This window comes from Nocardia anaemiae NBRC 100462 (assembly GCF_001612725.1).
Taxonomy (GTDB): Bacteria; Actinomycetota; Actinomycetes; order Mycobacteriales; family Mycobacteriaceae; genus Nocardia; species Nocardia anaemiae.
This window is the reverse complement of sequence record NZ_BDAZ01000003.1, coordinates 48,988-63,705: the sequence shown is the minus strand read 5'-3', so window position 1 is coordinate 63,705 and position 14,718 is coordinate 48,988. Positions and strand designations below refer to the sequence as shown.

General features: G+C 66.9%; 10 protein-coding genes. 5 read left to right on the top strand and 5 right to left on the bottom strand.

Translation table 11 applies throughout. The features are described 5' to 3' along the window. Nucleotides 1-57: 57 nt before the first annotated feature. Both NA5_RS02725 and NA5_RS02720 read left to right on the top strand, forming a co-directional pair. Complete coding sequence (locus tag NA5_RS02725) at nucleotides 58-3,642, top strand: hydantoinase B/oxoprolinase family protein (RefSeq protein WP_062981533.1); 3,585 nt, start codon at nucleotides 58-60, stop codon at nucleotides 3,640-3,642. Between the two features lie 77 nt (nucleotides 3,643-3,719). Beyond that, on the top strand, nucleotides 3,720-4,640 hold the full coding sequence (locus tag NA5_RS02720) for an NAD-dependent epimerase/dehydratase family protein (protein WP_062981531.1): 921 nt from the start codon (nucleotides 3,720-3,722) through the stop codon (nucleotides 4,638-4,640). A gap of 18 nt (nucleotides 4,641-4,658) precedes the next feature. Here the strand turns inward: NA5_RS02720 and NA5_RS02715 are convergent, their stop codons facing one another. The 4 genes from NA5_RS02715 to NA5_RS40105 all read right to left on the bottom strand — a co-directional run bounded on the left by NA5_RS02715 (nucleotide 4,659) and on the right by NA5_RS40105 (nucleotide 7,998). Next, nucleotides 4,659-5,798 carry a sulfate/molybdate ABC transporter ATP-binding protein gene (locus NA5_RS02715; protein ID WP_084483841.1) on the bottom strand — a complete coding sequence of 380 codons (1,140 nt, stop codon included), beginning with the start codon at nucleotides 5,796-5,798 and terminating at the stop codon, nucleotides 4,659-4,661. A gap of 148 nt (nucleotides 5,799-5,946) precedes the next feature. Then, nucleotides 5,947-6,792: an ABC transporter permease gene (locus tag NA5_RS02710; RefSeq protein WP_245672057.1), complete on the bottom strand. Its 846-nt coding sequence runs from the start codon at nucleotides 6,790-6,792 to the stop codon at nucleotides 5,947-5,949. Between the two features lie 13 nt (nucleotides 6,793-6,805). Further along, entirely contained in the window at nucleotides 6,806-7,561 is a 756-nt protein-coding gene (modA, locus tag NA5_RS02705; protein ID WP_245672068.1) for a molybdate ABC transporter substrate-binding protein, read from the bottom strand. Nucleotides 7,562-7,563: 2 nt separating this feature from the next. Then, entirely contained in the window at nucleotides 7,564-7,998 is a 435-nt protein-coding gene (locus tag NA5_RS40105; protein ID WP_062981529.1) for a TOBE domain-containing protein, read from the bottom strand. Nucleotides 7,999-8,134: 136 nt separating this feature from the next. Between NA5_RS40105 and NA5_RS02695 the strand changes: the two genes are divergently transcribed. Then, nucleotides 8,135-8,950: a hypothetical protein gene (locus NA5_RS02695; protein WP_062981527.1), complete on the top strand. Its 816-nt coding sequence runs from the start codon at nucleotides 8,135-8,137 to the stop codon at nucleotides 8,948-8,950. A gap of 18 nt (nucleotides 8,951-8,968) precedes the next feature. On the opposite strand, the gene NA5_RS02690 is transcribed toward NA5_RS02695, so the two are convergent. Continuing rightward, nucleotides 8,969-10,399, bottom strand: coding sequence for a CCA tRNA nucleotidyltransferase (locus tag NA5_RS02690; protein ID WP_174555186.1), 1,431 nt, complete (start codon nucleotides 10,397-10,399; stop codon nucleotides 8,969-8,971). Nucleotides 10,400-10,740: 341 nt separating this feature from the next. Here NA5_RS02690 and NA5_RS02685 point away from each other — a divergent pair, with 341 nt between their 5' ends. Together NA5_RS02685 and NA5_RS02680 are read left to right on the top strand one after the other, a co-directional pair. Beyond that, nucleotides 10,741-11,277 (top strand): NUDIX hydrolase, encoded by a 537-nt coding sequence (locus tag NA5_RS02685; RefSeq protein WP_062981726.1) that lies wholly within the window; start codon nucleotides 10,741-10,743, stop codon nucleotides 11,275-11,277. Continuing rightward, a complete protein-coding gene (locus NA5_RS02680; protein WP_084483838.1) occupies nucleotides 11,274-13,952 on the top strand; it encodes a DUF6049 family protein in 2,679 nt (892 codons plus the stop codon). The genes NA5_RS02685 and NA5_RS02680 overlap by 4 nt, the downstream gene beginning before the upstream one ends. Nucleotides 13,953-14,718: the final 766 nt, after the last annotated feature.

The following is a 14,718-nucleotide window of genomic DNA, read 5'->3' as shown; positions in this document are numbered from 1 at the left end:
TCGGTATGGTGCGCATGTGATCGACCAGCGCATACGCACTTCGCACGGGCGGCACCGGTGACGAGCGGGACACCGGGCTGGCAGTTCTGGATCGATCGGGGCGGCACATTCACCGATGTGGTGGCCCGTCGACCCGACGGCACGCTCGTCACGCACAAGCTGCTCTCGGAGAATCCGGCGCGCTATGCCGACTCCGCCGTGGCGGGCATTCGCGAAATCCTCGCCGACGCGGGGGACGCCGCCGATATCGACGCCGTCCGGATGGGCACGACGGTCGCGACCAACGCGCTGCTCGAGCGCAAGGGTGAACGCACCGTGCTGGTCATCACGCGTGGCTTCCGCGACGCACTGCGCATCGCCTATCAGAACCGGCCGCAGATCTTCGCGCGCGAGATCGTATTGCCCGAGTTGCTGTACGAGCACGTGATCGAGGTGGACGAGCGCGTCACGGCCGACGGCACGGTGCTGACGGCACCGAATCTGGATGCGCTCGCCGCCGAACTGAAGCCGTTGTACGACAGCGGTATTCGTGCCGTCGCCGTGGTCTGCATGCATTCGCACCTGTATCCCGAGCATGAACAGGCGATCGGGCGGGTCGTCCGAGATATCGGATTTCCGCAGGTCTCGCTGTCGAGCGAGGTGAGCCCGCTGATGAAGCTGGTGCCGCGCGGGGATACCACGGTGGTGGACGCCTATCTCTCACCGGTGCTGCGCCGCTATGTCCAGCAGGTCGCCGACCAGCTCACCGATGTGCGGCTGATGTTCATGCAGTCCAATGGCGGACTCACCGAGGCCGGGCAGTTCCGCGGCAAGGACGCCATCCTGTCCGGTCCGGCCGGCGGCATCGTCGGTATGGTGCGGATGTCCGAACTCGCCGGATTCGACCGGGTCATCGGTTTCGATATGGGTGGAACCTCTACGGACGTATCGCATTTCGCGGGCGAGTACGAGCGGGTGTTCATCACGCAGATCGCCGGTGTCCGGTTGCGCGCGCCGATGCTCGATATCCATACCGTCGCGGCCGGTGGCGGCTCGATCCTGCATTTCGACGGCAGCCGCTACCGCGTCGGGCCCGATTCCGCGGGCGCGGCACCCGGACCCGCCTGTTATCGCGGCGGCGGGCCGCTGACCGTCACCGATGCCAATGTGATGCTCGGGCGCATCCAATCCGCGCACTTTCCAAGGGTTTTCGGTCCGGACGGCAATCAGCCGCTCGACGATGCGCTGGTGCGCAACCGGTTCGCGGAACTGGCCGCCGAAATCGCGAAGAGCACCGGTGACGATCGCACCCCGGAGCAGGTGGCCGAGGGCTATCTCGACATCGCGGTCGCCAATATCGCCGCCGCCATCAAGCGGATCTCGGTGCAGAAGGGCCACGATGTGACCCGGTACGCGCTGACCACCTTCGGCGGGGCGGGCGGCCAACTCGCCTGTAAAGTCGCCGATTCCCTCGGCATTCGCACCGTTGTGGTGCCGCCCATGGCCGGTGTGCTCTCGGCCCTCGGCATCGGTCTCGCCGATACCACCGCCATGCGCGAGCGTTCGGTGGAGTTGCCGCTGCGCGATGAGTCGATGGACCGTGTCGTCGAGATCGCCGATGATCTGGAGGCCACCGCTCGCGCCGAACTGGTCGGTGAGGACGTACCCGCGCACCGGGTGCGCATCGTGCGCCGCGCCCAGCTGCGCTACGACGGCACCGACACCACGCTCACCGTCGAACTCACCGAACCGGCGAAAATGACAACGGATTTCGTCGAACGCCATCGCGGCACCTACTCCTTCGTACTGGACCGCCCGATCGTGATCGAGGCGCTTTCGGTCGAGGCGACCGGACTCACCGAAGCACCCGATCTCGCCGACCTGGCCGGGCCGCGCGCGGCCACCAGCGAGCCGGAGCCGGTGCAACTGCACACCGGTGGCGCTCGACGCGAGGTATTCCTGTACCGGCGGGCGGAACTGGTGCCGGGGCGGGCGGTGCGCGGACCCGCGATCATTACCGAGGCCAACTCCACCACGGTCGTCGACGACGGCTGGCAGGCCGTGGTGAACAACCTCGGACATCTGATCATGGAACGGGTCGCGGTGGTGGCCGGACCAGAGGCGGATACCGAAGCGGATCCGGTGCTGCTCGAGGTTTTCAACAATCTGTTCATGTCCATTGCCGAGCAGATGGGCGCGCGCCTGGAGTCGACCGCGCAGTCGGTCAATATCAAAGAGCGCCTGGACTTCTCGTGCGCGCTCTTCGATCCCGACGGCAATCTCGTCGCCAACGCACCGCATATTCCTGTGCATCTCGGATCGATGGGTACCAGCGTCAAGGAGGTCATCCGGCGCAGGCAGGACGGGGCGATACGTCCCGGCGACACCTATGCGGTCAACGACCCCTACCACGGCGGCACCCATCTGCCGGATGTCACGGTGATCACGCCGGTATTCGATACCGAAGGCACCGAGATTCTCTTCTATGTCGCCTCTCGCGGTCATCACGCCGAAATCGGCGGTATCGCACCCGGTTCGATGCCTGCCGAGAGCCGCCGCATCGAGGAGGAGGGCGTCATCTTCGACAACTGGCTGCTCGTCGAGGACGGCCGGTTCCGGGAGGAGGAGACGCTGCGGTTGCTCACCGAAGCGCCGTACCCGTCCCGCAATCCGGCCACCAACCTCGCCGATCTGCGTGCCCAGATCGCCGCCAATGCCAAGGGCGTCGAAGAAGTCCGCAAGATGATCGAGCACTTCGGACTCGATGTCGTCGAGGCGTATATGCGGCATGTGCAGGACAATGCGGAGGAGTCGGTGCGGCGCGTCATCGATGCGCTCGACGACGGCGAATACGCCTATGCGACCGATCTCGGGGCGACCATTCGCGTTCGGGTCACCGTCGATCGGGAAAACCGCAGTGCCACCATCGATTTCAGCGGAACGTCGGCGCAGCTCGACGGTAATTTCAACGCGCCGTATGCCGTTGCGAACGCGGCGGTTCTCTATGTCTTCCGCACGCTGGTCGCCGACGATATTCCGCTCAACGACGGCTGCCTGCGCCCGCTGCGGATCATCGTGCCGCCCGGTTCGATGCTTGCGCCGGAACCACCCGCCGCGGTCGTCGCGGGCAATGTCGAGACCTCGCAGGCGATTACCGGCGCGCTGTACGCGGCGCTCGGGGTGCAGGCCGAGGGTTCGGGCACGATGAACAACATCACCTTCGGCAATGATCGCAGCCAGTACTACGAGACGATCGGATCCGGATCCGGCGCGGGCGACGGCTTCGACGGCGCGCCGGTGGTGCAGACCCATATGACCAATTCCCGGCTCACCGATCCGGAGGTGCTGGAATGGCGGCTGCCGGTGCTGCTCGAGGAGTTCTCGGTGCGCACCGGTAGTGGGGGCTCCGGGCGATGGCGCGGCGGTGACGGTGCGGTGCGTCGGCTGCGGTTCACCGAAGCGGTGACGGTCTCGACGCTGTCGAGTCACCGTCGGGTGCCGCCGTACGGCATGGCGGGAGGCGCGCCCGGCGGCCTCGGCCGAAACCGGATCGAGCGTGCCGATGGCACGGTGCATGACCTGCGGGGAGCGGACTCGGCGCACCTCGAACCCGGAGACGTGCTGGTCATCGAGACGCCCGGCGGTGGCGGCTACGGGAACTGATCACGGACCTGGCATGCTCTCCAGAGTGAGGTAGCTCACATTCGACTGTGTCACGTCGCGAGGAGGTCAGCTGTCTGATGGACATGAACGACACCAAGAACGTATTGCTGGCGGGGGCGAGCGGAGTACTCGGCGGCCACATCAGCACCGCGCTGCGGCAGTCCGGCTACACCGTGATTTCGCTGTCCCGCGGCGCCGGGGCCGATATCCAGGCCGATCTGATGAATCGCGATCAGTTGTTGCGCGCGGTCGACGGCCGCACCATCGACACCGTGGTGCACGCGGCGACGGCACTGCGCAAGGCGCCCATGCGGCACAAGGATATGTACGCGACCAATGCGCTGCGGATCACCGGAACCGCCAACCTGTTGGAGGCCGCACGCGCCGTCGGCGCCCGACGGGTCATCGCCGAATCCATGGTCTTCGGTTACGGTTACGGTGATTTCGGCGATCACGTGGTCACCGAGGACGACGCCTTCGCACCCGCCGGTGACAAGGCGTTGGAACCGCACCTCGAAGGCATGCGGGTCAAGGAAGAGCTGATGCTGAATGCCGATGGCATCGAAGGCATCGCGCTGCGCTACGGCCTGTTCTATGGCGCGGGCGGCACGGAGGCCATTGTCGAGATGCTGCGCAAGCGCCAACTGCCGGTGGTGAAAGATCACGGACGGGTGCTGCCCTGGGTCGACCTGGCCGATGCGGGCGCGGCGATGGCCTTGGCCGTCGAAGGCGGAAAGCCCGGCGCCGCATACAACATCGTGGACGATACCCCGCTCAGCTTCAGCGGCCACGTCCGACTGGTCGCCGAAACCTTCGGCACACCAAAGCCGTTCACGGTACCCGCCTGGATGATGCGGCCCATGTCATACGCCTACCGCATGACCCAGGCAAACATGCGAGTATCCAACGCCAAGGCGAAGGCGGAACTCGGTTGGACACCGCGCTACCCGTCGTGCGCCGACGGCCTGCGCGCCTTGGCCGCCGCTGAGCACAGCTAGCCATCCACCGAACCCAGCTCAGCACGGATATACCTGTACTTCCGCCGCCTTGACCGCGAAATACACCGAGCGGCCGGGAGCCAGGTCCAGTTCCGCGACGGCCGCCGGGGTGATGTCGGCGACCAGACCGGCAGTGCCGTCCGGTCGATCCGTCGATTGCACGCGGATGATCCCGCCGCGATCGGTGAGTTCGGCGATCTGGACACCGAAGGTATTGCGCACGCTGCCTTCCGGCATTTCGCGATGTACCGATACCGCGGTGGGGGAGAAGACCGCCGCGACCCGACCGCCCGGCGGCCAGGCGTCATCCACCCGGCCGTGTACCTGCACGTCCTCGGCGACCACCACGCCCTCGCGTTCGGCATTGCCCGCACCGGCCTTGCCGACGATCAGATTGACCCCGGCGATGCGCGCCGCGAAGGCGCTGCGCGGCCGGGCCAAAACCATTGCCACCGGACCTGATTCGACCACGCGGCCCGCTTCGATCACCAGCAGCCGATCGGCCAGGGTCAGGGCGTCGATGATGTCGTGGGTGACCAGCACCGCGCCGCGCCGGGCACCTTCGTCCGGTTCACGAAGCACCCGGCGCAACAGCGCGCGCATTGCCGGAGCCACCGCAACGTCCAGCGCCGCCATCGGTTCGTCCAGCAGCAATAGCCGCGGATCGACCGCGAGGGCGCGCGCCAACGCAACCCGCTGTGCCTGTCCACCAGATAGCTCCCCCGGTCTACGCGCGGCCAACTCCACCGCATCGACAGCCGCCAACCACTCCAGCGCGACCGCACGCGCGGCCCGCGCCGACAACCCGGCACTGCGCGGCCCGAATGCCACATTCTGCGCGACGGTCAGATACGGAAATAGCATTGCCTCCTGCGCGAGCAATGCCACACCTCGCCGATGTGGCGGCACCGCAATATCTTTCGCGGTATCGGTCAGTACCCGGGTACCGAGGCGCACCCGTCCCTGGTCCGGCCGCACCAGTCCGGCCACGACCTCCAGCAATGTCGACTTGCCAGCACCGTTTGGCCCGAGTACCGCGAGCACCTCACCATCGGCCACTTCGAAATCGACGTCGAAATCGCGGTCGGCCAGCCGCGCCGACACCGCGAGCCCGACACCATCGGCAAGCGCCCGAAACGCCTTCGCACGCCGCATCATCGGTCGACCGCCCTGCGACGACCGCACCCCGTCGAGCCGATCAACGAATCCGGTATCCCGCCGCGCCCGGCCATGCGCGCATCACCGGTAACAAGAGATCGAACAGCACATCGAAGATCGGCGCGCTGCCGAGGCGGGCCAGCTCGCATCACCGCTCAGCCCCCACGACCGGCTCAGGCCTTGACGTACGACTGCTCCGCAGCACCGTCCCTGGTCCCGGCATGACCCCTGACCTGCGGTAAGCGATCAGCACAATCGACACCGCGACAACGACCAGCACGAACGAAAGCGCCACTGCCGCAGCCGGATCCGCCTCACGTTCGAGATAGATCTCCAGCGGCAATGTGCGTGTACGCCCCTGCAGACTGCCCGCGAAAGTGATCGTCGCGCCGAATTCGCCGAGTGCGCGGGCAAAGGCCAAAACCGCACCGGAGAGCAGCGCGGGGCGCAGCAGCGGGAGGGTGACGCGCAGATAGACCGTTGTCGGGCGCGCGCCGAGCGTGGCGGCGATCTGTTCGTAGCGCGCACCCGCGGTCCGCATCGCCGCCTCCAGCGTGAGCACCAGAAAAGGCAAGGCCACAAAGGTCTGCGCGAGCACCACCGCGGTCGTGCTGAACGCGATGTGGATTCCGGCCACCTCCAGGTGCTTACCGATCAACCCCTTCCGGCCGAAGGTGTACAGCAACGCGATGCCACCGACCACCGGCGGTAACACCAAGGGCAGCAACACCATTGCCCGCAGCAGCGGCAGCCCGCGCCATCCACCCCTGGCCAGCACCGCCGCCATCGGCACCCCGAGCACCAGGCACAGCACCGTGCTCGCGGCCGCGGTGCGCAGGCTCAGCCACAGCGCGTCCTCGGACGCCTTCGTACTCACCGAATCGAAGAAACGCGACCATTCGACGCCATAGGCCAATGCGAATAGCGGCACGACGACCAGCGCGAACCCGACCGCGGCTGGCAGCAGCAGCCAGCGCGGCAGTCCGGTGTTCACCGCTCGTCCCGACTCATGGTGCGCCGAACCCCGCCCCCGCCAAGGCTTCCCGGCCCTTCGGCCCGGTAACCAGGCTCTCGAAATCATGCGCCAACCGCGCACGTTTCGAATCCGCGAGCACCGCGATCGGGTACGTATTCACCGCCGCGGCGGCCTCCGGCATCGCCACCGTGGCTACTTTCGCACCCGCGGCCGCCGCATCGGTCACGTACACCACTCCGGCATCGGCCTGCCCGGCCGTGACCTTCGCCAGCACATCGGTCACCGACGATTCCTCGCTCACCGGCGCGAGCGATACCCCGGCGGCATCGGTGACCCTCTCGGTGGCCCGCCCGCACGGCACCTGTGGCGCACAGACCACGAACTGTAGTCCGGCCTGCGACAGATCGCGCAGTCCGGCAAGGTGTTTCGGATTTCCGGGCGCGGTCACAATGGTCAGCACATTGGTGGCGAAGTTCTGCGTCGGCTCGGTGATCCGGCCCGCGTCGACCGCCTTCGCCATGGTGACCGGATCGGCCGCGGCGAAGACATCGGCGGGCGCACCCTGCGCGATCTGCGCGGCCAGATCCGAGGACCCCGCGAACGAGAATTCCACCTTCGAGCCCGGATGCGCTGCCTCGAACTGCTGGCCGAGCCCGGTGAAGACCTGCTTCAACGATGCCGCCGCGAACACCGTCACCGTCCCGGAATCCGCACTCGCACTATCGCTTTCATCGGATCCACAACCCGCGACGAGCAGTGCCGCCGAAATCGATGCGAATGCGGCCAGCCTCAGTCGGCGGCCGTTTCGACCACGACCGTGGTCGCCTTCACACTCGCCATCGCCACACTGCCCGGCTCCAAACCGAGTTCGCGCACCGCCTCGCTGCTCATCAACGACACCACTGTGAACGGTCCGCATTGCATCTCCACCTGAGCCATTACCGTATCGGCCACCACACGGGTAACCAATCCGGGAAACCGATTGCGTGCCGAACTGGCACTTCCGAGGTGAGTTCGCGGCGTCCTGGCCTGCTCGACGGCCAGGGCCGCGAGATCCCTGCCCTCGATCACCAGACGACCGGAGGCATCCTTATCCGCCGCGAGCACGCCGGAATCGATCCAGCGGCGCACGGTGTCATCGCTGATACCGAGCAGTTCGGCCGCATCACGTATCCGGAGAGTCGCCACCGGGTCAGCATAGTTCCGCAAATACGGATAAACCATGCGGATAGATCCGTATATACGGATGAAATCGCGGCCAGGGCGAGGCACGTCATTCCATGGAAACGCACAATTGCCCACGTCGTCACAGCCACGTCCGTGGTCGTGCGCGCCGACGCCAAGTACGCTCGGACCAATCATGGCCACGTACTTCGATCCGACGTCATGGTCACCGATGCGGGCCGTCGACATGGGTAAACGCCTTTTCGACCAATCGCTGCTCGAACAATGGCTCGCCTACACCACCGCCTGGGTGGATCCATTGGCCGATTTCGGCGCGGGCACCGTGACCGCACTCATGCCGGACGTGCTGATGACCGTGCTCAGCGAGGGCATTCTCAGCCGTTTCGGCGGTCAGGAGGTCAGCGCCACCCTGCTCGGCCACGATCTGCACGCGACCCTGCAGGTGCTCAAGGTGCGCAGGCGTGGCGCGCATTTCCAGACCAAGACCGTGCTGTCCCGGCTGACCTGGGACGATCACCCGATCGAACAGGTCACCGTGATCGCGCACGGTGTCCGGCTGGTGCCAGGCGTACCGACGAAGGCGCGGGTGCAGCAGCTGGATCTGAACGGGACCGTCACCGTCGCGGCGCTGGTGGGCTGGCTCGATACCCAGCAGCGCGATTGGAAACTCGACGTCGATGCGAGCGGACTGATCCGCGCAAAGCATCGCCGTCGCCCGATCAGTGCGCTGGTGGAGGCGCAGGTGCGCGACAACCTGCTGACCGTCGAGATCCACCGGGCGAACTGGTTGGGCATCCGGATCCCGCGGAAGCTGGTGACCGCACCGGCGGTCCTGCTCGATCGCCTACCTAATGACGCGCGCATCGTGCACGCCACCCGCGAGGGCGACCTGGTCCGGTTCCGTGTGGAGCTGCCGGGGATCACCGGATCGTTCGAGCTGGCACAGATCCGCTCGGCGATTGTGGCGGGCAGCACGCTGATCATCTTCTGATCGCGGCCGCGACCCTGTTCAGGCCTGGGTTTTCCACCATTCCAGCAGTGCGGCCTCGGCCTCATCCCTGGTGAGCGGTCCGCGATCCAGGCGCAATTCCTTCAGATACCGCCAGGCCTTGCCGACCTCGGGACCCGCGGGAATGCCGAGCAGTTCCATGATCGCGTTGCCGTCCAGGTCCGGACGCACCCGAGCCAGATCCTCCTGCTCCTGCAGTCTGGCGATGCGCGTCTCGAGCTCGTCATAGGTGGCGCGCAGCGCGGCGGCGCGACGCTTATTGCGCGTGGTGCAGTCGGCCCGGACCAGTTTGTGCAGCCGAGGTAGCAGATCAGCGGCATCGGTGACGTAGCGGCGCACCGCCGAATCGGTCCACTGCCCCTTGCCGTAGCCGTGAAAACGCAAGTGCAGGAACACCAGTCGCGCGACGTCCTCGGTGAACTGCTTGGGGTATTTGAGCGCGCGCATCCGCTTGCGCACCATCTTCGCGCCCACTACCTCATGGTGATGGAAGCTGACCCCGCCGCCCGGTTCATTGCGCTTGGTATCGGGCTTGCCGATGTCGTGCAGCAGCGCGGCCCAGCGCAGCACCAGATCCGGATCGCCGTCCTCCAGGTCGATCGCCTGCTGCAACACGGTCAGCGAATGCCAGTAGACATCCTTGTGCTGATGGTGCTCGTCGATCTCCAGCTTCATCGCGGGCACCTCGGGCAGCACCAGCTGGGCCAGGCCGGTCTCGCACATGACATTGATGCCGTCGATCGGATGCTCGGCGGCGATGAGCTTATCCAGTTCGGTGCGCACCCGCTCGGCGGTGATCCGCTCGATCTCACCCGCCATCGCGACGATGGCGTCGCGCACCCGCGGCTGTAGTTCGAAGCCGAGCTGTGCGACGAACCGCGCGGCCCGCAGCATGCGCAGCGGATCGTCGTTGAACGAATCCTGCGGCGCCGCAGGCGTATCCAGCATTCCGGCGAGCAGCGCGTCCATCCCGCCGAGTGGATCCACGAATTCCAGCGAACCATCGGCTCCGATCTTCACCGCCATCGCATTGACCGTGAAATCGCGACGCACCAGATCACCCTCGAGCGAATCACCGAAGGTGACCTCGGGATTGCGCGAGACCCGGTCATAGGTATCGCTGCGGAAGGTGGTGATCTCCAGCTGCTGATCACCCTTCGACGCACTCACCGTGCCGAATGCCAACCCGCCGGTATCCCACAGATGATCCGCCCACCCGCGCAACAACTCCTGCACCTGCTCGGGCCTGGCATCGGTGGTGAAATCCAGATCCGTCCCCAACCGCCCGAGCACCGCATCGCGCACACTGCCCCCGACCAGGTACAGCTCGTACCCCCGCGCGGCGAACAACTCGCCGAGTGGCGTCAACACATCGGACAACCGTCCCAGCGTGACCGCGGCCGCGGCCAGCAATCGGGTACGTCGATCCAACGCTGCATCCTCGGACTTGGGCGAAACCACGAAGCAGCAGCTTACCGAGCCCGCACAACCGGATTTTCCAGGGCAACCCGCGCAGCGCGCGCAGATATATAAGGCCTCACGCATCAAGCAAGCTCACGAACATGCGCAACCACAAGGGAGCGAGTCTTACGAGCGACCCGTTCGCGGCCCGTCTCGCGTCCGCGCGGCCGAAGCGCATGCGACGAAGTCGCGAGTCTCGGCCGCTCGGACGCGAGACACCAGGGGCCGCGAACACGCCGCGCCCGCGCGGCCGACAATAGAGCACACGCAGCGCCGCAGGCGCTGCAAATCCAACACAGTAGGATTGCGTGGTGTCTCCGGCCGATCGCGCGAACAGTCGACGCCGCCAGCCCCGGCGCCGCGGTTCGGCCGCCAACGCGGCGAAACCTCGCATGCGCACGGTTCGGGAAACCTCGGCGGGTGGACTCGTTGTCGACGGGTTGGACGGGCCGAGCGATAAACGCAGTGCTGCGCTGATCGGACGGACCGATCGGCGTGGCAGACTGCTGTGGTCGCTGCCCAAGGGACATATCGAAGAGGGGGAGACGCCCGAGCAGACCGCGATCCGGGAGGTCGCCGAGGAGACCGGAATCAACGGGATAGTGGTCGCCGAACTCGGCAGCATCGATTACTGGTTCGTCACCGAGGGTCGTCGGGTACACAAGACCGTGCATCATTATCTGCTGCGCTCCATCGGTGGTGAGCTTTCCGATGCCGACGTCGAGGTCACGCAGGTGGCGTGGGTTCCGTTGAGCGAATTGGATTCTCGGCTCGCCTATGCCGATGAGCGGCGCCTGGCGGAAGTGGCTAACCGGATGATCGACCGGATGGAGACCGGCAAGAGATGACCCAGACTTTCCGGCATCGCGCAGCGATTCCGTGGGGGGTGGTGGTCGGGCGACGGGTAGGCCTGTTCCGGATCATCGCGGCGGTCCTGACCATTCTCGGCTCGGCATCGGCGGTCCCGGTATTGCTCGCCCAGCCCGCCGCCGCCCAGCCGACGACGCCGAATAGTTCGTCGTCGCCGAAATTCCTGAAGCTGACCCTGGATTCGGTGAATCCGTCCGCGGTGACCACGACCAGCGATCCGACGCTGACGGTCGCGGGCACGGTCACCAATATCGGCGATCGGGTGGTGCAGGACATCAGCGTCCGCATCCAGCGTGCCGCCGCGGTGTCCACTCCGAGCGCGTTGCGCTCGACTCTGCGTTTGGATCAGGTCAATTACGACGTGACCGGTCCGTTCGAAGATATCGTCGATCGTTTGAGTCCCGGCCAGCGCAAACAGTTCACGATCAGCATCGCGCTGCGCTCCAACGGCGGTACACCCGCACTCGATATCACCAAGCCCGGCGTCTATCCGCTGCTGCTGAATGTCAATGGCGAACCGGCCTATGGCACCCAGGCCCGCCTCGACGACGCCCGGTTCCTGCTGCCGGTGCTCGGCATCCCGCCCGCGGTCGATATCAGCTCGCCGGTACCCGCCACGCCCGAGACCCCGGTGGCGACGACACTGCTGTGGCCGCTGGCCGACCGCCCGCGGCTGGTCGCCGGTGTCACCGGCCCGCTCAATGGCAAGGCCGAGCTCACCGACGACGAACTTGCCGCGTCGCTGGGCAAGGGCGGACGGCTGGACCAACTGCTCGGGGCCTTGGAATCGGTGCTCGGCACCAATCCGGCCAGTCGCGATCGCACGCTGACCTCGGCAGTCTGCGTCGCGATCGATCCCGATCTGCTGATCACCGCCCAGGTGATGACCAAGGGGTATCGCGTACTGGCGAGCCCTTCCGATCCGGACGGAGCGACCAGGGCCGGTACCGGCGCCGATCAGGCCCAGACCTGGCTGGACCGGTTGCGCGCGGTCGCCGCATCGACCTGTACCGTCGCGCTGCCGTTCGCGCAGGTCGATGTCACCGCGCTGGCCGCGGTCAATGATCCCGAACTGTCCACGCGGGCGCTGAACGAACCCGCCGATATCGTCGATTCGATCCTGGCCACCAAATCGGTGCGCGGGGTGAGCGTGCCGGATTCCGGCAGCATCGACGCGAGCGCGGGAATGTTGTTGCGCGGCCACGGTTTCGGCACCGCCGTAGTGGCCGATACCGCCGCCGTACCACTCGGCACCGCCGGTACCTCGACGGATTCACAGCCGATCACCACCGGACGCGGCGGCAATCAGAGCACCGCCAACCAGACCGGCTCGAGTCAGCCGGTGCCGGAGACGAGCACGCCGGATGTGGTCCGGCTCACCGAGATCGCCCCGGTGTCCGTCACGCCGGAGCCGACACCGGAACCGCAGACCAGCACGCCACCGACCACATCCGCCACGAGCACGTCCGCTCCCACGACGAGCGCGGCACCCTCCGGCACCCAGACCCCGCCCGCCGATCCGGCATTGCACGCGGCGACCTTCGATATCTGGTCCGCGACCGCACTCGCCGCCGTCGGCTCCAACCCGCCGACCCCGTCGTTCACCCCGGCACGCGTCCGCTACGACGTCACCAACGACTCCCGGATGGCCCGCCTGCAGGACGCGCTCGGCGCCATCACCTGGTCCGCGCTGAATCCGGACCCGAGCCGCCCGCGCTCACTGCTGCTGGTGCCACCGCAGCAGTGGAGCGCGAACCGGGAAGAGGCCACCGCGATCCTGAAACAGGTCGACCTGCTGCTGCGCGATAACCTCGCGACCCCGCGCACGCTCGCCGAACTGGTGGCCGAATCGCCCGACGCGCAGCCCTACGAACCCGACTATCTGCCGCAGGCCGCCCATGACGCGGTTGCGGACCACTTCGTGCCTCCGGTCCGCGAGCAGGGTCGCCGGATCACCGACCTCATGCGCTCGCTGGTGGAGGTGCCCGAGTCGGAGCCGACGCCGAACCAATATCTGACTCCGCTGCGCGACGATCTGCTGCGCGTACTGACACTCTCGGACCGGCGCTCCGGCGATTCCGCCCAGCCGGACACCTATGCCCAGCGCCGACTCGACCAGACGACACGCACACTGGACCGGCTCTACGGTTCGGTCACCGTGCTGCCGCCGGGTGGGGTGTACACCTTGGCCTCCGAACAGAGCCCATTGCTATTGGTCGCACGCAACGATCTGCCGGTCGCCATTCGGGTCCGGTTCCGGATCGAGGCGCCGACGGAGACGAAGATCACCGATCCGGGCGAGGAGACGCTGCCACCCACCGGAAGCCGGTCGTTCCAGATCCCGACCGAGGTCACCGATAGCCGTAACCTGGTCATTCCGATCTCCCTTACCACGTCCGACGGCGTCCCACTCGGCAATCCCACCTCGGTCTCGGTGCGTTCCAACGCTTACGGTCAAGCCTTGGCAATAATTACGGCGTGTGCCGGAATACTGCTGTTCCTGTTGGCCGGGCGTCGGTTGTTGCGTCGGTTCCGTGGACAGCCGGATCCGGCCGACGAGGGTTTCGATCCCGGAACTCGACGCCGGGTGAATAGGTATCGACGTGCGCGCATGCGCGTAATACGGCAGCGGGAGCAGCAGGAGGCGGGATGAGGACGAGGACACCTCGCTCGTGCCCGGCTGCCGTCGCTGTGCTCATTCGACCGACCTGTCGGCCGTCGGTTGCCGCTGATCGGCGCCGACCCCGCGCCCACTCATGGCATCGTGGAGGACAATCGCGTAACACCCTGGGCGTCATCGGCCCGGCAGCGGGGGATGGCATGGCGCAGGAGGCACGATGAGCGACGATGATCTATCCGCTCATCGGCAACCACCTGTTGATCGGCCCGACGGACCCCAGGTCCGCCGGGCGCCCTCGGCACCCTGGGAACGGCAACTGGCGCAGCCACCGGCGCAACCGGAGGACGCGGAGATGACTCCCGATGAGCGTTTCGGCGACTCGCCGCGCGTACCACAGGTGAGTCGTCCTGGTCAGCCGCAGCGACCGGTGCCGCCGCCCCGCCCGACACCGCGGGTCTCGCAGCCGCCGACCGGGCCGATGGCACCGCCGTCCGGCGCATTGCCCAGGCAGCCCCGACCGCAGCAGCGGCCGGTACCCCGTCCTCCGCAACCGCAGCAGTATCCCGACCCCCGGCCGCATCCGGGTCAGCAGTCGCATCCGGGCCAGCGGCAATATCCGGCACCGCCGCAACCGCCCGGTCCGGCCCGGCCACGTCCGATGCCACCTGGTCAACCGCTGCCGCCCGGACAGCCAGTGCCCGGACCGCCGGGCGCGCCGCCACGGGTGCCGCCTCAGCGTTTCGCGCCGCCGCCGAACTATCAGGCGCCGCGACCGAGCTATCAAACACCGCCGCCACAG